The 18,560-nt window shown below is 65.5% G+C and carries 23 protein-coding genes and 2 pseudogenes; 21 read left to right on the plus strand and 4 right to left on the minus strand.

Annotated features, from left to right (window positions below; all coding sequences use genetic code 11):
• Positions 1-9 precede the first annotated feature (9 nt).
• The 4 genes and pseudogenes from NA4_RS42045 to NA4_RS02870 form a co-directional block, all read left to right on the plus strand.
• Positions 10-663 (plus strand): annotated as a pseudogene (locus NA4_RS42045) (energy-coupling factor ABC transporter permease); the annotation flags it as partial.
• A gap of 27 nt (positions 664-690) precedes the next feature.
• On the plus strand, positions 691-1,083 hold the full coding sequence (locus tag NA4_RS42050) for a PDGLE domain-containing protein (protein ID WP_373862751.1): 393 nt from the start codon (positions 691-693) through the stop codon (positions 1,081-1,083).
• Positions 1,084-1,845, plus strand: coding sequence for a cobalt ECF transporter T component CbiQ (gene cbiQ, locus NA4_RS02865; RefSeq protein WP_067463375.1), 762 nt, complete (start codon positions 1,084-1,086; stop codon positions 1,843-1,845).
• A 26-nt stretch (positions 1,846-1,871) separates the two neighbouring features.
• The gene (locus NA4_RS02870; protein ID WP_067463449.1) at positions 1,872-2,561 is read left to right on the plus strand and encodes an energy-coupling factor ABC transporter ATP-binding protein; all 690 of its coding nucleotides are present in this window, start codon (positions 1,872-1,874) and stop codon (positions 2,559-2,561) included.
• Between the two features lie 33 nt (positions 2,562-2,594).
• On the opposite strand, the gene NA4_RS02875 is transcribed toward NA4_RS02870, so the two are convergent.
• On the minus strand, positions 2,595-2,867 hold the full coding sequence (locus NA4_RS02875) for a hypothetical protein (RefSeq protein WP_067463378.1): 273 nt from the start codon (positions 2,865-2,867) through the stop codon (positions 2,595-2,597).
• 187 nt (positions 2,868-3,054) lie between these two features.
• Here NA4_RS02875 and NA4_RS02880 point away from each other — a divergent pair, with 187 nt between their 5' ends.
• The 6 genes from NA4_RS02880 (at position 3,055) to NA4_RS42055 (ending at position 8,180) form a co-directional block, all read left to right on the plus strand.
• A complete protein-coding gene (locus tag NA4_RS02880; RefSeq protein ID WP_067463381.1) occupies positions 3,055-3,978 on the plus strand; it encodes an ABC transporter ATP-binding protein in 924 nt (307 codons plus the stop codon).
• Entirely contained in the window at positions 3,975-5,600 is a 1,626-nt protein-coding gene (locus NA4_RS02885) for an efflux permease Rv1217c-related protein (protein WP_067463384.1), read from the plus strand. The genes NA4_RS02880 and NA4_RS02885 overlap by 4 nt, the downstream gene beginning before the upstream one ends.
• Positions 5,601-6,096: 496 nt before the next feature.
• Positions 6,097-6,573 (plus strand): DUF1772 domain-containing protein, encoded by a 477-nt coding sequence (locus NA4_RS02890; RefSeq protein ID WP_067463386.1) that lies wholly within the window; start codon positions 6,097-6,099, stop codon positions 6,571-6,573.
• 41 nt (positions 6,574-6,614) lie between these two features.
• The gene (locus NA4_RS02895; protein WP_067463389.1) at positions 6,615-7,013 is read left to right on the plus strand and encodes a PPOX class F420-dependent oxidoreductase; all 399 of its coding nucleotides are present in this window, start codon (positions 6,615-6,617) and stop codon (positions 7,011-7,013) included.
• A gap of 157 nt (positions 7,014-7,170) precedes the next feature.
• Positions 7,171-7,971 (plus strand): AraC family transcriptional regulator, encoded by an 801-nt coding sequence (locus tag NA4_RS02900; protein WP_245671062.1) that lies wholly within the window; start codon positions 7,171-7,173, stop codon positions 7,969-7,971.
• A gap of 2 nt (positions 7,972-7,973) precedes the next feature.
• A complete protein-coding gene (locus NA4_RS42055) occupies positions 7,974-8,180 on the plus strand; it encodes a hypothetical protein (RefSeq protein WP_218022240.1) in 207 nt (68 codons plus the stop codon).
• A gap of 121 nt (positions 8,181-8,301) precedes the next feature.
• Here NA4_RS42055 and NA4_RS02905 read toward each other — a convergent pair whose 3' ends face one another.
• Positions 8,302-8,541 (minus strand): hypothetical protein, encoded by a 240-nt coding sequence (locus tag NA4_RS02905; RefSeq protein WP_067463392.1) that lies wholly within the window; start codon positions 8,539-8,541, stop codon positions 8,302-8,304.
• Positions 8,542-8,722: 181 nt separating this feature from the next.
• On the opposite strand from NA4_RS02905, the pseudogene NA4_RS42410 reads away from it, so the two are divergent.
• The 10 genes and pseudogenes from NA4_RS42410 to NA4_RS02950 all read left to right on the plus strand — a co-directional run.
• Positions 8,723-8,914 (plus strand): annotated as a pseudogene (locus NA4_RS42410) (AarF/ABC1/UbiB kinase family protein); the annotation flags it as partial.
• A gap of 106 nt (positions 8,915-9,020) precedes the next feature.
• The gene (locus NA4_RS02915; RefSeq protein WP_067463398.1) at positions 9,021-9,329 is read left to right on the plus strand and encodes a PadR family transcriptional regulator; all 309 of its coding nucleotides are present in this window, start codon (positions 9,021-9,023) and stop codon (positions 9,327-9,329) included.
• Positions 9,326-9,682: a DUF1048 domain-containing protein gene (locus NA4_RS02920; RefSeq protein WP_067463401.1), complete on the plus strand. Its 357-nt coding sequence runs from the start codon at positions 9,326-9,328 to the stop codon at positions 9,680-9,682. The genes NA4_RS02915 and NA4_RS02920 overlap by 4 nt, the downstream gene beginning before the upstream one ends.
• Position 9,683: 1 nt before the next feature.
• Positions 9,684-9,992 carry a DUF1048 domain-containing protein gene (locus NA4_RS02925; protein WP_067463404.1) on the plus strand — a complete coding sequence of 103 codons (309 nt, stop codon included), beginning with the start codon at positions 9,684-9,686 and terminating at the stop codon, positions 9,990-9,992.
• A gap of 446 nt (positions 9,993-10,438) precedes the next feature.
• A complete protein-coding gene (locus NA4_RS02930; RefSeq protein WP_067463406.1) occupies positions 10,439-11,242 on the plus strand; it encodes an ABC transporter ATP-binding protein in 804 nt (267 codons plus the stop codon).
• Positions 11,242-12,003, plus strand: coding sequence for an ABC transporter permease (locus NA4_RS02935; RefSeq protein ID WP_067463409.1), 762 nt, complete (start codon positions 11,242-11,244; stop codon positions 12,001-12,003). The genes NA4_RS02930 and NA4_RS02935 overlap by 1 nt, the downstream gene beginning before the upstream one ends.
• 565 nt (positions 12,004-12,568) lie before the next feature.
• The gene (locus tag NA4_RS02940; RefSeq protein ID WP_245671063.1) at positions 12,569-13,129 is read left to right on the plus strand and encodes a TetR/AcrR family transcriptional regulator; all 561 of its coding nucleotides are present in this window, start codon (positions 12,569-12,571) and stop codon (positions 13,127-13,129) included.
• Between the two features lie 37 nt (positions 13,130-13,166).
• A complete protein-coding gene (locus NA4_RS02945) occupies positions 13,167-14,057 on the plus strand; it encodes an alpha/beta fold hydrolase (protein ID WP_067463415.1) in 891 nt (296 codons plus the stop codon).
• Positions 14,058-14,097: 40 nt separating this feature from the next.
• Positions 14,098-14,238, plus strand: coding sequence for a hypothetical protein (locus NA4_RS40030; RefSeq protein ID WP_157128764.1), 141 nt, complete (start codon positions 14,098-14,100; stop codon positions 14,236-14,238).
• Between the two features lie 322 nt (positions 14,239-14,560).
• On the plus strand, positions 14,561-15,433 hold the full coding sequence (locus tag NA4_RS02950) for an SGNH/GDSL hydrolase family protein (RefSeq protein ID WP_067463418.1): 873 nt from the start codon (positions 14,561-14,563) through the stop codon (positions 15,431-15,433).
• A 44-nt stretch (positions 15,434-15,477) separates the two neighbouring features.
• Here NA4_RS02950 and NA4_RS02955 read toward each other — a convergent pair whose 3' ends face one another.
• Positions 15,478-16,458 (minus strand): DMT family transporter, encoded by a 981-nt coding sequence (locus NA4_RS02955; protein ID WP_067463420.1) that lies wholly within the window; start codon positions 16,456-16,458, stop codon positions 15,478-15,480.
• A gap of 38 nt (positions 16,459-16,496) precedes the next feature.
• Here NA4_RS02955 and NA4_RS02960 point away from each other — a divergent pair, with 38 nt between their 5' ends.
• Positions 16,497-17,027 (plus strand): CGNR zinc finger domain-containing protein, encoded by a 531-nt coding sequence (locus NA4_RS02960; protein WP_067463423.1) that lies wholly within the window; start codon positions 16,497-16,499, stop codon positions 17,025-17,027.
• A gap of 164 nt (positions 17,028-17,191) precedes the next feature.
• Here NA4_RS02960 and NA4_RS02965 read toward each other — a convergent pair.
• On the minus strand, positions 17,192-18,560 hold a 1,369-nt coding region (locus NA4_RS02965), incomplete at its 5' end, for an AAA-type ATPase lid domain-containing protein (RefSeq protein WP_067463425.1).

Consider the following 18,560-nt stretch of genomic DNA (forward strand, 5'->3'; position numbering starts at 1 on the left):
ACTTCGGCCATGCATATGAGCGACGGCCTTGTCGACGCACCCACTTCGGTGATATTCGCGGTCATCGCCATCGCGGGGCTAGGGTTCGCGGCATGGCGTGCGCGTGCCGAACTGGATGAGCGCGCCGCTCCGATGGCGGGTCTGGTGGCCGCGTTCATCTTCGCGGTGCAGATGGTGAATTTCCCGATTCTGCCGGGTGTGAGCGGGCATCTGCTCGGTGGGGCGCTCGCCGCGATCCTGGTCGGGCCATATGTAGGTGCGATATGCGTGGCGATCGTACTGATTGTTCAGGCACTGCTGTTCGCCGACGGCGGTTTGACGGCGCTGGGCACCAATATCACGAATATGGCGTTGATCGGGGTAGCGGTCGGCTATCTTGTCGCGCGCTGGTTGCTGCCCATCGCCCGGAGGCGCGGCGGCGTCGGTGTTGTCGCGTCCGTCGCCGCATTGGCCGGAACTATCTGTGCTGCCATGGGTTTCGTCGTGGAGTACGCCATCGGCGGCGCCGCGGGCTCCACTGTCGGCGCGGTGACCTGGTACATGCTGGTCACTCATACGCTGATCGGGATCGGGGAAGGCATCATCACCGCGATCACCGTCGTTGCCGTTGTCAACGCCCGCCCCGACCTCGTGTATCTGCTGCGGGCCACCGATCGGACCGCAGCCAGCGCACCGACGCCAGGTGCCGCACTGTCGACGAACGGATTCCTTTTCGGTTTCGCCGCGGTCGCGATGCTGGTAGCGGGACTGCTGTCCTATGTGGCGAGTTCGCAGCCGGACGGCCTGGATGCCACGACGCAGCGTGGCTGCACCATGGTCGAGGTCGACGGCACCGAAGAGTTGCACGGTGAATGCATCGCGCAGAACGCAGCGGATCACGCGTTGGCGCACTCGCCGCTGGCCGACTACACGATCGACGGCGACGACGGTTTGACCGGCGTCGCGGGCGTTCTCGGAGTCGCGGCCGCCTTCGCCGCGCTGTTCGCGGTGGTGCGCATCATCAGGGCCGGTCGATCGGATCATCTACGGGCCGAACGGGTTTCGGAGGGCACTGGCGTGTCGTCCGAACCGGAGCCCAGCTAGGTGTCCACTGTCAGCCATCGGCTGCACTTACCCGGCAATTCGCGGGTGCATCGGACTCCGGCCGAAGTGAAGATCGTCTGCGCCGTGGTCATGGTCTTCGCCGTGGTCGCGACACCACGGGAATTGTTCTGGCCCTTCGCTGTCTATGCGGTCGGATTGGTCGTGGTCTGGCACGTAGCACGGATTCCACTGCGGTGGATCGCGCCGCGCCTGCTCATCGAATTGCCTTTCGTCGTGCTGGCGGTTCTGCTGCCGTTCGCGGCGGGAGAACCCAGAACGGCACTGATCGGGCTGTCACTGTCGACGACGGGCCTGTACGCCGCGTGGGGAATCACCGCGAAAGGGACGCTGGGGATGGGTATTTCACTGACGGTGGCGGCGACGACGAGTGTCCGGGAATTGCCGGGCGGGCTCAGCAGACTCCACGTGCCCGGCATGATCGTCACGATCGTCGTGCTGATGCTGCGGTATGTGGACGTGATCGCCGACGAGGCGGCACGCATGCGATTGGCTCGCATCTCGCGTGGAGACGACCCGCGCACGATACGTCAGATCGGCGCGACAGCACGAGGTGTCGGCAGTCTGTTCCTGCGATCCTACGAACGAGGCGAACGAGTCCACTTGGCCATGCTCTCGCGCGGATTCACCGGCACCATTTCCGATGTCGGCACGCCACCGGCCACCCGCAGGCATTGGCTTGCCGCCTGCGTTCCAGCGCTGGCCGCGATCTGTGTCTGTGCCGGCGCTTGGGCGGCCCGGTGAACGAGTCAACGGCGGCCGCTGTGCGTATGGTCGACCTGACTTTCGCGTATCCCGATGGGACCGCTGCGCTCGATAGGCTGAATCTCGACATCGCCCCCGGCGAGCGGGTAGCGGTTCTCGGCCCCAACGGCGCGGGCAAATCCACGCTGATGCTGCACCTCAACGGCGTGCTCACCGCCAACTCCGGCGAGGTCTACATCGGCGGCACTCGCCTGGACCGCACCACCATTCGCGCAATCCGCCAGCGCGTCGGCGTGGTGTTTCAAGACCCCGACGATCAACTGTTCATGCCGACGGTCGCACAGGATGTCGCGTTCGGGCCGACCAATTTCGGGATGCGCGGCGAGCGCCTCAGCCAAAATGTGGGCTTCGCCCTCGCCGCGGTCGGCATGTCGGATCGGGCCGATCGCTCCCCAGCACGTCTGTCGCTGGGCGAACGCCGCCGCGCCGCGCTCGCCACGGTACTCGCATGCCGTCCCGAGGTCCTCGTCCTCGACGAACCGGCCGCCAATCTCGACCCGGTGGCTCGGCGCGAACTCGCCGACATCCTGCTCAGCCTGCCGACCACCCTCGTCCTGGTCACCCACGACCTGCCCTACGCCCAGCGCATCTGCGATCGCGCGGTGATCCTCGACAGTGGTCGCATCGTTGCGGATGGACCTATAGACGAAATCCTCAGCAACGCCGCTTTGCTCGCCGAGCACCGCCTCAGTTGATCTCGCCCAGCCCTGTCCCGGACCCGGAACGGTTCACCCTGCCGACCTGAATTTCACGATCAGGTGACTCGAAGCAATGCTGGGGGAGGCGACGGTTTCGGCCATCCGTCCCGCGCACACCGCCGTCCCTGCGCTACGGCCACCCCCGCACTGCCACAGTCCCTCGGCGTTCTCCACCGCCCAGCTGCGTTCTGGCCACTGCTGCGCCCAAACCAGCAGCTGCTGATACCTGGCGTAGCTGGCGTCGATGCGGATCGAGCCGCGGTCGGAGTTGGCAGCTGACCCCGACCACGAAACCGCTGCCATCAGATAAGTCGACGGTTGACCTGGGTAATCCCATCGCATGGGCAGGCGCGCGGAGTCGGCGGCGCGGACACGCGCTTGGGGTGTGATCGAAAAGCCAGGCCGGACCGGCCTTCAGGAGTAGCGTTCTTGCCAGGTGCGCCGGGAAGTCTGGTCGGCAATCAGCTTTCCGACGAGGGGAAGAACCGTCATGTCCGATGCTCCCACGTTGCCTGTGGACGCCGCCGATACTCGCACGGCCATCTCCATTGACACACTGACGAAGCGGTTCGGTCGGACTACCGCTGTCGATGACGTCAGCCTCGAGGTCGCTCGCGGGGAGGTATTCGGGTTTCTCGGACCCAACGGTGCGGGCAAATCGACCACGATCCGGCTTCTGCTCGGTCTCATCCGCCCGACCGCCGGCCGTGCGCGTGTATTCGGCGACCTTGCCAGCGACGTCCGTGCGGCACATCGGCACTTGGCCTATGTTCCGGCCGATGTGGCCTTGTGGCCGACGTTGACGGGTGCGGAGATCCTCGAGTTGCTTGCCCGTGTCGGTCCTGGCGTCGACTCGGCCTACCGCGCGGAGTTGGTCGACCGGTTCGCCCTCGAACTCGACAAGCCGGGCCGGACCTACTCGACCGGCAACCGGCAGAAAGTAGCGCTTGTCGCCGCATTCGCCACCCGCGCGCCGCTGTTGGTCCTCGACGAACCGACCAGCGGCCTGGATCCTCTGATGGAACGGGAATTCCGCCACTGCATCGCCGAGGCACGCGCGCGTGGTCAGACGGTGTTTCTGAGTTCCCACCAGCTCGGCGAGGTCGAAGCTGTGTGCGATCGGGTCGGGATCCTGCGTGCCGGCCGGCTCGTCGAGATCGCGACGCTCGCGGATCTGCGTCGGCTGCGGCGAACGGTCGTCGAGGTGTCGTATCAGGGTGATGCGCCGTCGCTGGCTGATGTGGAGGGGGTGCTGGCGGTGGAACCCCTGGCCGAACGTCGGCTGCGCTTCACCCTGTCCGGCCCGCCTGGGCCGACGTTGCGCGCGCTCGCCGAGGCCGAGGTCACGGCGCTCTCGTTCCGGGAGCCGACGCTCGAGGAGATCTTTCTCGACTACTACGGCGATGCCGCATGATCGTCGAGTTCGAGCAGGCCACAGCAGCGTCGGCCGCGGCGCCCGGGCGGGCGTTCACCCGGCTTGCCGTCGGGCAGGTCTGGCGAGGGATGCTGATCGTCGCCTCGGCGATCGCGGGAATGTCGGCCCTCGTCGCCAGCCAGTATCAGACGACTTTCGCGGGAGCAGTCGATGCGGCGGCACTGCGCGCACTTGCCGAGAACCCGGCCATCCGGATCCTGTTCGGGATGCCGCTGGCGCTGGATGATCCGGGCGGATTCACCGTGTGGCGCACAGGGACCCCCGTCCAGGTTCTCGCTGCTGTGTGGGCCCTGCTGACCGCCACCCGCATCACTCGTGGCGAGGAGGATGCGGGGCGCTGGGACCTGTTGCTCGGAGGACGGCTGCGCACGGTGGATCTGGTCCTGCGCTGTTGGATCACGCTCGCGGTCGCCGCCGTGGTCAACGGCATCGCTGTAGCGGCAGCCCTGGTCGCCAGCGGCACCGATATTGTCGGGGCGGTCGTACATGCTGTGGGTGTCCTCGGCACCATGCTGATGTTCGCCGGCGCCGGACTGTTCGCTGCCCAGCTGCTGCCCTCGCGAGCCGCTGCGGCCGGGTTGACCGGCGGATTCCTCGGAGTTTGCCTACTGCTGCGCATGCTCGCCGACGGTGTGCCCCAACTCGCCTGGGTCGCCTGGTGCACTCCGTTCGGCCTTACCGCCCGCGCCGCGCCGTACGCCGACAACCGAGGCTGGCCGCTTGCCGTGCTGGTTGCCCTCGCTGTCCTGCTCGCTGGAGCCGCATGCACAGCCGCCCGGCATCGCGACCTCGGCGGAGCCCCGCTGGCCATGCCGACGAGCCGCCCGCCCAGAACCCGGCTGCTCGGGTCGGTGGCCGGGTTCTGCCTGCGTCGCGCCCTGCGGCCGACCGTCGGCTGGGCAGTGGGGATCGCCGCCTACTACTTCCTCGTCGGCGCCTTGCTCGCATCGATCCTGCAATTCCTCGACGAGAACCCCCGCTTCGCCGAGCTCGCCGCGACCGCCGGCTTCGGCGGCCTCGATACGGCCACCGGATTCGCCGCAGCACTGTTCAGCCTGCTCGCCATACCAACGGGCCTCTACGCCGCGACCCGACTCACCGTAATGGCAAGCGACGAGAGGGCCCGGCGCTGGACCGCGATCTACGCCCTTCCGCTCTCACGTGCCCGCCTCGCCGGCACCGACATCGCCGTGACCGCCTGGGGTGTCGTGCTCCTGCTCCTCACCGCGGCCGTCGCGATGTGGGCCGGTGCCGCGATCACCCGCGCACCACTGACCCTGACGGCCGCACTGGCCGGCGCGCTCAACGCCGCACCCGTCGCGTGGCTGGCACTCGGCGCCGCCGCGTTCGCATTGGGGTGGTTCCCCTCGACCGTCGCCGCGCTCGGCGCGCTACCGGTTGTCGGCGGGTTCCTGCTCGACGTCATTGTTTCGAGCATCCAGGCACCCGCCTGGCTGACCATCTTCTCGCCGTTCGCTCACCTGGCCGCGGTCCCCGACACCCCACCGAACTGGACCGCCAGCTCCGTCCTCACTCTGATCGCCGCCGCCCTGACAACAGTCGGCCTTCTCGGCTACTCTCGCCGCGACCTCAACACCTGAGAGCCCGGAACCCGGGTTTCGCCCGGTATTTGCGTGGCGGCGCGGCACCATCACCGCCTGCCCGGCGGTTGATCGTGCCGGTACCTTCGCGAGCCTTCACGGCTCGATCACGCGCCGGTAAGCGAGGTGTGCGCATCCCCGCCGCGCGGACCGCTCCCGGTACGGCGATGGCCAGCGGGCAGTACGTGTTCGGCCTGCTGCTGGCCGGTCGCCGGGCTGATTTGACGAGTCGGCGCGTCGTTGTTCCTGGCCCGCCGGATGCTGGGGGCTTGGCAAGACTGCGGCGTACTTCAGACCGAAGATCTGCCAGCGTTCGGTGACCGGCTTGCCGGGAGACAGTCTCCGCTCGGGCTGGAACGGGCATGTGCAGCTTGCTGATCCGAGCGCGATCCCGCGGTGGCGATCTGGAATCTAGCAACGCTAGACAAGCTAGCGGACGAATGATACCGTTGCTCTAGTTTCTAGCGCTGCTAGAATTCAGGAAGGGAAGCCGAAAATGCTCATCGTCACCGGCCAGATCATTGCCGCCGTCGCCGTTCTCGCCAATGCCATCGTCTATGGCACCGATGTCTGCGGGGCCGTGATCACCCGGTCCGTATATCGCAAGCTCGATGATGCGACCGTGACCATGAGCGCGGGATGGGGTCACTACTACGGCGATAAACGTATGCCGGTTGTCGGTGCAGGCGGTGTGGTCACCGCGGTGCTCACGCTGCTGATCGCGTTGTGGGCCGGGCGGATCGGCGCCGCTGTCGCGGCGGGGACCACGGTGGCGGCGCTGCTTACCTGGCTCGCCTTCTACGTCCGCATCGCCAAGCCGATCAATTCCCAGCAGACCGCCGCTGCGCAGAGCGGCATCATTCCGGCCAATGCCCGTGCGCTGCAGGACAAGTGGGACAGCATTCTGAAGTACCGGGTCACCCTGCAGTTCATTGCCATTGCCGGACTGTGCGCCGCGCTGATCCTGTTCTGATCTCAGAGCACTGATATCGAATTCACTGAGGAGTAACTGACATGACCTTCACCATCAATGAACAGCAGTTCCTGGCGGAGGCCGGGATCGGTCGGCTGGCGACGGTGTCGCCCGACGGCGTTGTGCAGAACAACCCGACCAGCTATCGGGTGAACGCCGACGGCACGATCGACATCGGGGGCATGCGGATGCGTGCCAGTCGAAAGTACCGCAATGTCGAGGCGGGCAGCCGGGTGTCGTTCGTCATCGACGAACAGGTTTCATTGGAGCCATATGTGATTCGCGGCATCGAGGTACGCGGCACGGCCGAGGCGCTCGATGACGAGGAGCCACCGTTCCAACCCCAGGAACGCGCGGTCATCCGAATCCACCCCGAACGGGTCATCTCCTGGGGCATCGACGGCGGATCCTTCGACTTCACCAGTCGCGGCGTCGAGTAGCCAGCATCGTGGCCGATCCCACAAGAAGGGCCGTCACCGACCGTCCAGTAGTGAGCGGAATGGACCGCGTCGGCGAGTGAGACCGAACACCACGACATCGGGTACGCCGACCTGCGTGAGCGATGGCGGTGTCCTCACCTTTCCGTAGCCTGGACGGGTGGGAACTGTGGACTTCGGCCGCGAGTCCGATGTGGGGTGGGATTTCGCAGGTCCGGCCGATGACGTGCGGCTGGGTGCCGCGATCATCGGTTACCGCGATGCGGGTGGCGCCGGATTGGATCTTCGGGTCGCCGGGACAGCGGCGATCACCGTGCTGATCGAATTCGGGGATCGCGGGCTGATCGTCGATGATGCTGTCGGACGGCGAACCCTCGGCGGCTTCGTTGTCGGGCTTCCCGTCGAGGCCATGCGTGTTCGTGGCGAGCGGGCAGAGTGTGTCGAGGTTCGCCTGTCGCCGATCCAGGCATATTCGCTGTTGGGTGTTTCCCCAACAGATTTGGGCCGGGGTCTGGTCGCCCTGGAGGATCTCTGGGGAGGGCGGGCTCGGCGACTGCGTGAGCAACTCGCGTCCGCCCGGACCTGGGACGAACGTTTCGCAGTGACGAAATCGTTTCTGGTGCAATGCGAAAGGCCGATGCGGACACCCGACCCGGAGGTGCTGGCCAGCTGGAATCGCATACTCACCTCCGGTGGCCAGGTGAAGGTCGGGGAGCTCGCCGAATCCCTCGGATGGAGTCATAAGCGGCTGTGGGCGCGGTTCGAGTCCCAGATCGGCCTGACACCCAAGCGGGCGGCGATGCTGGTCCGGTTCCGGTACGCAGTCGACGGTCTGCTGGCGGCCTGCTGCTGGCCGGCGAAATCATCAGTCGAGCGTCGCTGGCGCAGATGCAACGTACCGTTCCGGTCATCTCCTTCGAGGGAAAGACACTCGACTACGGTCTCGGCCTGCAGAAGCTGACAGTGCCTGGACACGGCACCTACTGGGGCCATGAGGGTTCGGTCTGGGGCGGCGGCGCGATGTCCATGACCAGCGCTGACGGCAAACGGCAAATGTCCATCGCGGTAAACCTGCAGCGATGGAACCAACTCGACTCCTCGGGGAAGCCACAGCCCCATCCCATCGACGACGCACTTCGGGCTCTCACCCAACTGGCCCTGTGCGGTTGATACCCACGCAGCCACCGAGAAAAACCTGCGTGGCCGCTGGCTGGGTGAGAAGCTGTACCTGATCCTGGATGACTCTCGGATGGTGGTGTCGCCGCTCGATAGACTGTCCAGGTGCCCGGTCTCAGTCGTGCTCCCATTGGGCGTCGCGGGCGAACTGATCCCAGTGCTCGTTCAGCTGGCGGCCGAGCGACTCCGGGCCGTCGTGGTGGACCATGAACTCGAACTGCCTCGTCCCGGACATCGCGCGCAGTTGCATCCACACGGTAGATGCGATGTCGGCGTAGAGCGTCGGGTCCAGTTCGCTGTCGAACTGGATTGTGATCTTCTTGCGCACCGCGGCGTGCTTCCTTGGTCCTTCCACGCCGCACGGTCGATGAGATTCCGCTGTTCGTCCAGCACGTCCGCGGTATCCGAAAGCTGCATATCATTCTCCAGGTCTTGCCAGCACGGCCCAACGGATTTGGGTCTCAACGGCATCGTAAAGGCGGGCCTATCTCGAGAGGCGACGACACGAGACGTTAGCGCTGCCACTCACACTCTGGGTCGGACGCGGCATCGTTGATCCAGAGGCGGCCGTCACCCCGCAGGAATGCCTCGAATACGTGTGGGCCGCCGCGGGTTGGCATCTGCTCGACGAAAAGATCACGATCACCCCCGAACCCGCCACCGGGGCGGTCGTGCTCGCAGTCAACCCGAGAGCGGCGGATTTCCAAGGCATGCGGCGTCAACTGCTTCGGAGACAAGCGAATGCCCACTACTGTGTGTTACAGTCTAGTGGTAGTCAGTAGCACCGAGTACTGGACACGATCGAAGGAGCTCGCCACGGACAACTTGACGGAGATGCTCAAGGGCACGCTGGAAGGCTGCGTCCTCGAGATCATCGACACCGAACAGACATATGGCTACGCCATCACGCGCCGGCTCAACGAACTCGGTTTCGCCGACGTCATCGAAGGGACGGTGTACACCATCCTGGTGCGGCTGGAAAAGAACGGCCTCGTCGAGGTCGTGAAACGCCCCTCCGATTCCGGGCCGGCGCGAAAGTTCTACTCGCTCAACGAAGCGGGACGCAATGAGCTTGCGACATTCTGGAAGAAATGGGAATACATTTCAGCACGCATCAATGAACTCAAGGAAAGCCGACAATGAAATTCTGGGAGACAGTCACCGGTAGCGATCTCACCCGGGAATACCAAGCCTTCGGCGCGCGAGCCAAGGCCCTCCCCGCGGAGTACGGAGCGGCGTGGGAAGAGATCAACACCCATCTATTCCTGTACGGCAACTTCTCCGGTCGAAATGTGATGCCGATTCTCGACGGCGTCCTGGGGTTGCTCGAGGTAATGGCCGCGGATGGCCACACCGTCGACGAAGCGCTGGGCAGAGACATCAAAGGCTTCTGCGCGGCGATCGCCGGTGAAGAGGGGGCCAAGAGCTATCGCGACCGGTGGCGCGAGCAGCTGAACAGCAACGTTGCAAAGAAACTGGCTCGGTTAGGGGATTGAGATGAGCATCCGCGACATCATCGAGGGCAAGCGGGCATGGCGGGCGCACCTGGCGCGAGTCAAGGCGCTCCCGTCCGACTATCAAATCGTCTACAAGGAGATGCAAAAGTACTTCTTCAAGGTCGGTCCGGTCGACTTGTCCGACGGCCGCCTGCTCTCGGAAATACTCGATTTCTTCGAACAGGGTGCGGCGACTGGTACAGGGGTCATCGAACTCATCGGCAAGGACGTCGCAGCTTTCTGCGATGAATTGATAAAGGACACGTCGACCTATGCCGACATTTACCAGGAGTCCCTCGGTAAGCCGTAGGGATCGAACTCTGTAGCCTGCGCGGGCCGAGTGCCGATCTGATACGCACAATTGTCCCGACCGGAGACGATAGAACCCGCCGCACCTCGCGGCGCGGCCACGGCGTGAACGCCTCGGTCACCCGCAACTCACCATTCACGATCAGTCTTCGCTACGACTGACCCGCACTGCACCTGTGTTGCAGATACGTTCGGAACAACAGTTTTCGACTGCCCTGCCCTCGCGCATCGCCTCCGCCGTGCCGCGGACGATGTTCGTGCCGGTCTGATCACTCGCGCGATCGACACGGCGACTCGTGCAGTGCATTTGCCCGCTGTGACCCGGGCGTGGCCTCGTGTCAGCCCGGTGTCAGCGCGGTGTCAGACCAGACATCGACAGTTGCTGTGTGACGAACCGGCGCGCCATCGCCCGCCCAGTCGAGAACACAGAAATAAGGAGGTAATTCGATGACGACCCAGCAAGCGCCCGCGATCCGGGTGCGAGGCATGGAAAAGTCCTACAAGGATCTGCAGGTGCTGCGCGGCGTGGACCTCGAGGTGGCGCGAGGCAGCATCTTCGCCTTGCTCGGCTCGAACGGCGCGGGCAAGACCACGGTTGTGCGCATCCTGTCCACGCTGTTGCGGGCCGACGCGGGGACGGCAAGCGTGCAGGGCTTCGATGTGGCTGCGCAACCGGCACAGGTACGTGAGTCGTTCAGTCTCACTGGACAGTTCGCCGCCGTGGACGAAATCCTCAGTGGGCGTGAGAATCTCGTGCTGATCGCACATCTGCGCCGGCTGAAGAACCCCGGCAAGGTCGCTGATGATCTACTCGAGCGCTTCTCGCTGACCGATGCGGCAACGCGGAAAGTGTCGACGTATTCGGGTGGTATGCGCCGCCGCCTCGATATCGCCATGAGCCTCATCGGGAACCCGCCGGTCATCTTCCTCGACGAGCCGACCACCGGGCTCGATCCGCAGGCGCGGATCGAGGTATGGCAGACCGTCAAAGCGCTTGCCGAGCACGGCACGACCGTACTGCTCACCACGCAGTATCTCGACGAAGCCGAACAGCTGGCCGACCGGATCGCGATCCTGCACAAAGGCCGCATCATCGTCGACGGAACGCTCGCCGAACTCAAACAACTGCTCCCGCCCGCCGAGGTCGAATACGTGGAGAAGCAACCCACCCTCGAAGACGTTTTCCTCGCCCTAGTCGGTGCCGACGGAAGCGCCGGCGACACCGCGGCACAAACTCATAAGGACCAATGATGACCACCCGATTCTTCGGCGACACCGGCTACCTGCTGGGACGATCCCTGCGCCACATCATGCGCAGCCCGGACACCATCATCACGACCGCGATCACCCCGATCGCCATGATGCTGCTGTTCGTCTACGTATTCGGCGGCGCGATCGACACCGGGACGGATTCCTATGTGACCTACCTACTGCCAGGCATCCTGCTCATCACGATCGCTTCGGGCATCTCCTACACCGCGTACCGGCTCTTCCTGGACATGAAGAACGGCATCGTCGAGCGATTCCAATCTATGCCGATCACACGCTCGTCCATCCTGTGGGCGCACGTGCTGACCTCGCTGGTCGCCAACGTGACCTCGCTCGTGATCGTCGTCCTCGTCGCCGTGCTGATGGGATTCCGTTCCAGCGCTGATGTTTTCGCGTGGTTGGCGGTCGCAGGCATCCTGCTCCTGTTCACTCTGGCGCTGACCTGGCTCGCCGTCATCCCCGGACTTACCGCCAAGACCGTGGACGGCGCGGGCGGATTCTCCTATCCGCTGATCTTCCTGCCGTTCATCAGTTCGGCATTCGTGCCCACCGACAGCATGCCCGGCCCGGTGCGCGCCTTCGCCGAGCACCAGCCAGTGACCTCGATCGTCGACACGCTCCGCGCCCTGTTCGCGCAGCAGCCGGTCGGCACCGACGTCTGGATCGCCCTGGGCTGGTGTGTCGGCATCCTCGTTGTCGCCTACCTGGTCGCCATATCCACATACCGCCGCAAGATCTCCTGACGGCCAGGGTTCCGACGACCCGAGCGCACGTCAGACCTCAAAGTTCCACTCCGGAAAAGGATCCCATGAGGTAGTCGTGCAGCGCGTGCGGCAGGTTTATCCATCGTTGTCGCGGGCACAGTGGTGGCGCGGGCGCGGTTTCGGCGGCTTGTAACGTCGCTTTCCTTCAGCCGTGGCACGCCGGCTGATCCGGCTGCCGGGGCAGTGATCAGGCGTCGAGAGGCGCATACCACTGCGCGTTACGCAGCAGGATCCGCGTGCGGATGTTGCCGTCCCACTCCACGTCGAGGCCGTGCTTCTCCAGGCGTGGCACCGCGATCCCGGACCTGGGTGGCCGCCCGCGCCCGCTGCGCGACCCCGACACACCCTGCGACGAGTAGCCGCCTGCTCAGATGAGGCTGAGGTCTCGGTTCCGGTGTGGCGGCATGACCAGTGGACGTCGTGCCGATGCATTGATACGGTACGAAACGTGTCGTTTCGTAATGGGCGTCCCGCGGATCCGACTACCGGAGTGCGTACCGGACGGCCTCGTGATCGAGCACGTGAGGGCGAGATTCTCGCGTGCGTGTTGGAGCTGCTGGGCGAGGTGGGCTATGACGCGTTGACCTTCGAGGCGGTCGCGCGCGGCGCTCGGGCGTCGAAGGCGACGTTGTACCGGCGCTGGGAGACGAAGCGCGACATGGTGGTCGCTGCGGTCAAGGCAGGCCCCGCATCCGGCAACCCCGCTGGCGCGGTGGATACCGGCTCCCTGCGAGGTGACTTGATCGCCTTGTGCGAACGGCTCGACACCACCATGCGCTCGGCCGACCCGACGATGAGCCTGATGCTGCTCCACGCGGGCCTGCAAGACCCCGATTTGTGCCGCCATATCGAAGAAGCGACCGGGCCGACCGGGGCCAAATTGCCTGCGTCGGTGATCTCCGCGGCCATCGGCCGGGGAGAGCTACCGCTCGGCGCGCGACCATTCCCCTACGAGGAAATCACCGGGTCGGTGCTGCTTCTGCGCCGGCTGAACGGACTGTCCGCCGGGCCTGAGTACCTGGCGCACCTGGTCGACGCCATCCTGATTCCCGCTCTTCGAGCAAGCGCGAGCCCCGAACCTCCGCTCCCGGCCATTTTCTCCTGACTGCACATTTGTCCACGAACCCACGAAGGGTGCGCCCATGACGGTTACAACGATCGACGGCTTCGACTACCGACAGCTTTCCGGGGCAGGCAACGTCCGTCTGAACGTCGCCGTCGGCGGTGACGGTCACCCCGTCGTCCTGTTGCACGGCTTCCCGCAAACTCACCTCATGTGGCGGCACGTCGCCGGTGAACTCGCTGAGCGATACACGGTTATCGTGCCCGACCTGCGTGGCTACGGCGCGAGCGACAAACCCGAAGAAGCGACTCCGGATACCTACTCGAAGCGGACCATGGCGCACGACATCGTCAACATCGTGCGCGAAATCGGATACGACCAGTTCAGCCTGATCGGTCATGACCGAGGAGCACTCGTCGGGGTCCGGGCCGCGCTCGACCACCCGGAGAAGATCACCCACTTGGGGATCCTGGATGTCCTGCCGACCATGGACACTTGGGACGTGCTGCACGGCGCCGATGCGGCGGTCGCCTGGCACCTATACCTGATGGCACAGCCAAAGGGCTTGCCCGAGCGGATGATCGAAGCAGTCGCCGAAGACTTCTTCAGCTCGTTCCTCGACGCCTGGGATCCCAGCGGAACCACATTCCCACCACACGTGCGCCGGCACTACATCGACAGTTCCACGCGCGCTGTGCCGTCCATCGTCGCCGACTACCGGGCCACGGCCGGTGTCGACCTCGAGATGGACCGAGCCGACCGAAAGGCAGGCGCTCAGTTGGCGATGCCTGTGGCTGTAATATCGCAGGACTGGGGGTCGCGGCTGGGTTTCGATGCCTCTGCCCTGTGGCGGCAATGGGCCCCGGCCGCCACTTACCAGCCGATCGATGCCGGCCACTTCATGGCAGAGGAAAAACCGGCCGACGTTACCGCCTTCATCCGAGAATTGATACAACGCACGCCTGCATGAATCGACCACCTCGAAACGCCAGAGGTTCCGGTGGCCCAGCATGACAGCGTTGACCACCCTGGAAGAGATCAGCATCGTGCTCGACCCCGGACAGGTCGAGCACGTGCGCACTCGCGAGCTGCACTACGGCATCGAGCACACCTACTTCGCCCGCCTTCGAGATCGACGACGTAGTCGGTAAGAAACAACGGACCGCGCTTGCGGCCGGCGATCCAGCGCGGCAGCAGCCGCGCGGTGCCGGTCTGCCAATAGACGACATCGCGGGCGCCGCCCTTGCGGACCACGGTCGCACACCGGTTCGCGGTGTCGAGATCCTGGACGTCAAGAGTCAGGATCTCCTCGGCCCGAGCCGCCACGCGATCCGCAGCCTGATATGTCCGGTGGGAGTCGATCCTCGTCACTGAGCAAACGATGCCAGTTGCGAAACCGTGTGCGCCGTGTCACAGTTCTTGCGCCAAATCGTTACCGGTCGGTAACTGTGAGTTCTGTTGCAGGAGTTTTGTATGGTCAAGGACGTTCGCATGAGGATCGCTGCTGCGTTCGCCACGGCAATCACGACGAGCCTTGGCCTCGTTGCGGCCGCCCCGGCCCAGGCCGCGCCGGGCCTGAGCCCCTACGTCGCCATGGGCGACAGCTATAGCGCGGGATCGGGCATCGTTCCACTCGATCCCGCCGTCACTCCGGCGTGCGCGCGAACCACCCGCAACTACCCGAACCTCATCGCCGACGCCCTCGGTGTCGCGTCGTTCACCGACGTCACCTGCGGAAACGCCGATACCCATGACTTCTACGAGAAGCAGTACCCCAGCCTGACCCCGCAGCTCGACGCCGTCACCAAAGACACCAAGCTCGTCACCCTGACCATCGGCGGCAACAACAACGACACCCTGATCAAGGTGATCTCCGCCTGCATCAGCGCAGGGACCGGAACTGCCGGCCAGGGCAACCCCTGCGAGACCATTTACGGCGACCGGTTCACCAACGACATCCTGAACAAGACCTATCCCGCGGTGAAGAAGGCGCTTGCGGACATCCATGCCAAGGCGCCGTCCGCGAAGGTTGCCATTCTGGCGTACCCCCAGGTCATGCCCAAGGACAACAGCAACTGCTTCCTGACGATGCCGATCGCCAAGGGCGACGTCCCCTACATCAACAACATCCAGGACACCCTGAACGGCGTCGTCAAGCGCGCCGCTGACGAGACGGATACCACCTTCGTCGGCATGCAGAGCTCCATCGGCCACGATGTTTGCAAACCCATCGGCATCCGCTGGGTCGAGCCAGCCGTGTGGGGGTTGAACTTCGTGCCGATCCATCCGAACGCGCTGGGCATGGAGAAGATGGCCGAACAGGCATTGGCCGCGATCGGCGGCTGACACCCGATATCGAACGGGAGGTTTCCCGACCATCGGCGGTGCCGCTACTGCTTCTGTGCATCGCACGCCTCGGCTGGTAGGGCGCACTCGGATGAGGAGGCGGGTTCGCCGAGTCGGACGATGACGACGCCGATGAGAATCAGTGCCCCGCCGATCAATTGGACGGATCGCGGCGCTTCGTCAAGCAGTGCCCAGGCGAAGAGCAGCGCCGCGAGGACTTCGGTGAGGGCGGCGAAGGAGGCGAGCCGGGAGCCGAGGAGCCGGGTGGCGGCGATGCCGGTGACATAGGCGGTCGCAGCCGTGATCGCGCCGAGCGCAAGGACGGGAAGCCACCACGATGTGGTGAAGTCGGCGAACTCGACCGGGTTCGTGGTGACCCGCAGTCCGACGATGCCAGCGGCACCTGCGGCAAGCAGTGCGAGTCCACCGACCGATAGTCCACCCGCTGCCAGCACGATGGCGGGCAGGGGGCCACCCTGGGCGGACAGGATGAAATACGCTGCGGCGCCGATCATTGCGCCGAGCGCCCACAGGATGCCGATCCGGTCGGCGCTGAATCCCGAGCCGATGTCGAGCACGAGGAGCAGTCCGGTGATCCCGAGGAGGGCGCCGACGACGGTGGTGACGCCCGGCCGTTGCCGATGCCGTAGCCACAACCAGCTGACGACCGCTACCGGCGCCGTGTACTCGATGAGTAGCGCGGCACCGATCTCCATATGCGCGACAGCGTTGAAGTAGGCGAGCTGAGTTCCAGCGACAGCGAGGAGCCCGTAAGTGCCGATCAATGACATGTTGTCCCGCAACAGCTTCCAATCGCCCTGCAGCTTGGCTACCGCCGTGGGCAGCAGCACGAGCGAGGCCAGCAGCACACGAACCACCACGACGGCCGCCGGGCTCCAGCCCGCGTTCATCAGTCCCCGCGCGAGCGGTCCGGACAGGCCGAACGAGGTGGCCGACACCGCTGCGAGCATCAGCCCGGAGCGGATCCGACCACCCGCTGCGGTGTCATGAGTCAAAGTCGCCATGGCTAATGACGGTAAGGACGCTGCGGTAATATGTCAATGTGGTTTTCGCTCATGACACTGAAGCGGCGCTGCTGGCGGCCGTAGATCTGGTCAACTCCGCGGAAGAGCCCGACACGCTGACCGAGATCGCCCAGCTGGACGAGTTCTTCGTCCGGCACGTCTACACGGGCGTGCATATCGGCGACGCCGCCGAACTGGCCGCCGTCCGGGCGTTGCGCCTGCCGCTCCGGTCGATGCTCACCAGCGACCGCGACACCGCGGTCACGCTGGTGAACAAGACCCTCGCAGAGCACCGTGCCGTACCGCAGCTCGTCCGCCACGGTGCTGTCGACTACCACGTCCATGCAGTTCCGCCGCAGGCACCGCTGCCGGTCCGCATCGCTGTCGAAACCGCCATGGCCATGATCGATGTGATTCGCGCCGACGACCTGAGCAGGTTGTCGGTCTGCGCCGACGAGAACTGCGAAGGACTGGTCCTGGATCTGTCCCGCAACCGATCCCGCCGCTACTGCAGCACGGCCTGCGGCAACCGCAATGCCGTTGCCGCCTATCGCGCACGGCAGCGCTAGTCCACAAGAATCGTGCGCCCGCACCCGCACGCGGCTCCGAGGAGCCGGCCGCCGAGGAGATCCCGGCTCGCACGCTGCGTCGCAGCCCGAGTCGGGTGCGGAGTCGCCGGTGAGTCCGATGCCTCGTCGAAGTCGTCAACTCGAAGGAAGAAGGGGTTCATACCTCAGTTCGACCGTTCCCGCGGCACGTGCAGGTCGTACTGCGCAATCTTGCGGTAGAGGGTGGCGCGGCTCATGCCGAGTTCGGCTGCAGCCCGGGCCATCGTCATGCTGGTGGTCGAGAGCACGCGCATGATCTCACCGCGCTCGAACGCCTCGATACGGGAAAGGTGGCGGGTGCGGCCGGCCAGTAGTCGCGGCGGCAGGTCGGCGAGGTCGATCGCATCGCATCGGTTCGCTAGGTGTGACACCAGCTGGGACAGTTCGTCGACGTTGCCGGGCCAGTCGTAGCCGCGCAACGCCCACTGGGCCGCGGCGCTCACGGTGAGGTCGCGACCGCGTACTCGGCGCGTCAGGTGCGCGGCCAGGACCCCGACGTCGTCGGGCCGATCACGCAGTGCGGGCACCGGGACGATGGTATCGATGCGTGCGGCCAGCGATGCGGGGATGTCCGCGAAGTGTTCGGCGGTGACCGCGAACCGCGCGGTGCCGCTGTGGCGGTCGAGGAGGTCGCGCAGCTGTTCGGCGGCCCAGATCGGCAGCGCGTCGACGTCGCGCACGATCACCGCGGTGTGCGCCTTGTCGAGTTCGGGCGTCCAGAGTCCCAGCCACGTATCGACATCGGCCGGTGCCGGCGTCCCGGCGCAGAGGATGCGGTCGCGGGGGTAGGCGCGCCGGGCGGCCTGGGCGAGGGCGGTCGCGCGACCGGAACCGGATTCGCCCACCGCGGCGACGATCCGTCCGGATGTCATCGCTTGTTCGGCGGCGGCGACCGCCTCGTTCCACGGCCGCGACAGGGCAGCGACGGTGCCCGATCCGGGCTCGAGACGAGGGACCTCGACGCGGAAGACCTGGCCGCGTGGCGTGCGGCGCGGTGACCGGCCGCTCGAGCGGGCAAGCATGAGCGCGGCGGTGTTGCTCGCGGCCGAGCGAGCCAGTGCCAGCAGTAGATTGCTCGACGACTGTGACCAGGTGGTGAGGTTGACACTGCCTTCGAGGCGGCCGGATGTCGGGTCGAGCACTGGGACTGCGGCGCAGGTGAATGTGCACAAGCTCAGCGCGTAGTGCTGGTCGGCGCGCACCAATGTCGGCACCCGGTCGGCGAGGGCCAGCCCCAGCCCGTTGGTGCCCACGTCGCGTTCGGCGTAGCCGAAGCCTGGTGCCAGATGTACGTCGTCGAGCGCATCGAGCAGTGCGCGGTCACCGCTGAGCCGGCTGAGCACCACGCCGTCGGCGTCGGCGAGCATCATGCCGACCGGCTCGTCGGCGAGGGTCGAGTGCAGATCGGCCAGCACTTCGCTGCCGCACCGGAAGAACAGCGACCCGAGATTCTCGGTGCCGGTGAACACCGGATCGATCTCCTCCAGCGGCACG

This window comes from Nocardia amamiensis NBRC 102102 (genome assembly GCF_001612745.1).
In the GTDB taxonomy this organism is placed as follows: Bacteria; Actinomycetota; Actinomycetes; order Mycobacteriales; family Mycobacteriaceae; genus Nocardia; species Nocardia amamiensis.

Bases quoted from the DNA above. Each gene is read 5' to 3' on its own strand.
- NA4_RS02875 (WP_067463378.1), bottom strand. From the start codon at position 2,867: ATGGCAGCGGTTTCGTGGTCGGGGTCAGCTGCCAACTCCGACCGCGGC.
- NA4_RS02890 (WP_067463386.1), top strand. From the start codon at position 6,097: ATGCTCATCGTCACCGGCCAGATCATTGCCGCCGTCGCCGTTCTCGCC.
- NA4_RS02925 (WP_067463404.1), top strand. From the start codon at position 9,684: ATGAGCATCCGCGACATCATCGAGGGCAAGCGGGCATGGCGGGCGCAC.
- NA4_RS02920 (WP_067463401.1), top strand. From the start codon at position 9,326: ATGAAATTCTGGGAGACAGTCACCGGTAGCGATCTCACCCGGGAATAC.
- NA4_RS02880 (WP_067463381.1), top strand. From the start codon at position 3,055: ATGTCCGATGCTCCCACGTTGCCTGTGGACGCCGCCGATACTCGCACG.
- NA4_RS02895 (WP_067463389.1), top strand. From the start codon at position 6,615: ATGACCTTCACCATCAATGAACAGCAGTTCCTGGCGGAGGCCGGGATC.
- NA4_RS02950 (WP_067463418.1), top strand. From the start codon at position 14,561: ATGGTCAAGGACGTTCGCATGAGGATCGCTGCTGCGTTCGCCACGGCA.
- NA4_RS02930 (WP_067463406.1), top strand. From the start codon at position 10,439: ATGACGACCCAGCAAGCGCCCGCGATCCGGGTGCGAGGCATGGAAAAG.
- NA4_RS40030 (WP_157128764.1), top strand. From the start codon at position 14,098: ATGACAGCGTTGACCACCCTGGAAGAGATCAGCATCGTGCTCGACCCC.
- NA4_RS02945 (WP_067463415.1), top strand. From the start codon at position 13,167: ATGACGGTTACAACGATCGACGGCTTCGACTACCGACAGCTTTCCGGG.
- NA4_RS02935 (WP_067463409.1), top strand. From the start codon at position 11,242: ATGACCACCCGATTCTTCGGCGACACCGGCTACCTGCTGGGACGATCC.
- NA4_RS02955 (WP_067463420.1), bottom strand. From the start codon at position 16,458: ATGGCGACTTTGACTCATGACACCGCAGCGGGTGGTCGGATCCGCTCC.
- NA4_RS02870 (WP_067463449.1), top strand. From the start codon at position 1,872: ATGGTCGACCTGACTTTCGCGTATCCCGATGGGACCGCTGCGCTCGAT.
- NA4_RS02915 (WP_067463398.1), top strand. From the start codon at position 9,021: ATGCTCAAGGGCACGCTGGAAGGCTGCGTCCTCGAGATCATCGACACC.
- NA4_RS02885 (WP_067463384.1), top strand. From the start codon at position 3,975: ATGATCGTCGAGTTCGAGCAGGCCACAGCAGCGTCGGCCGCGGCGCCC.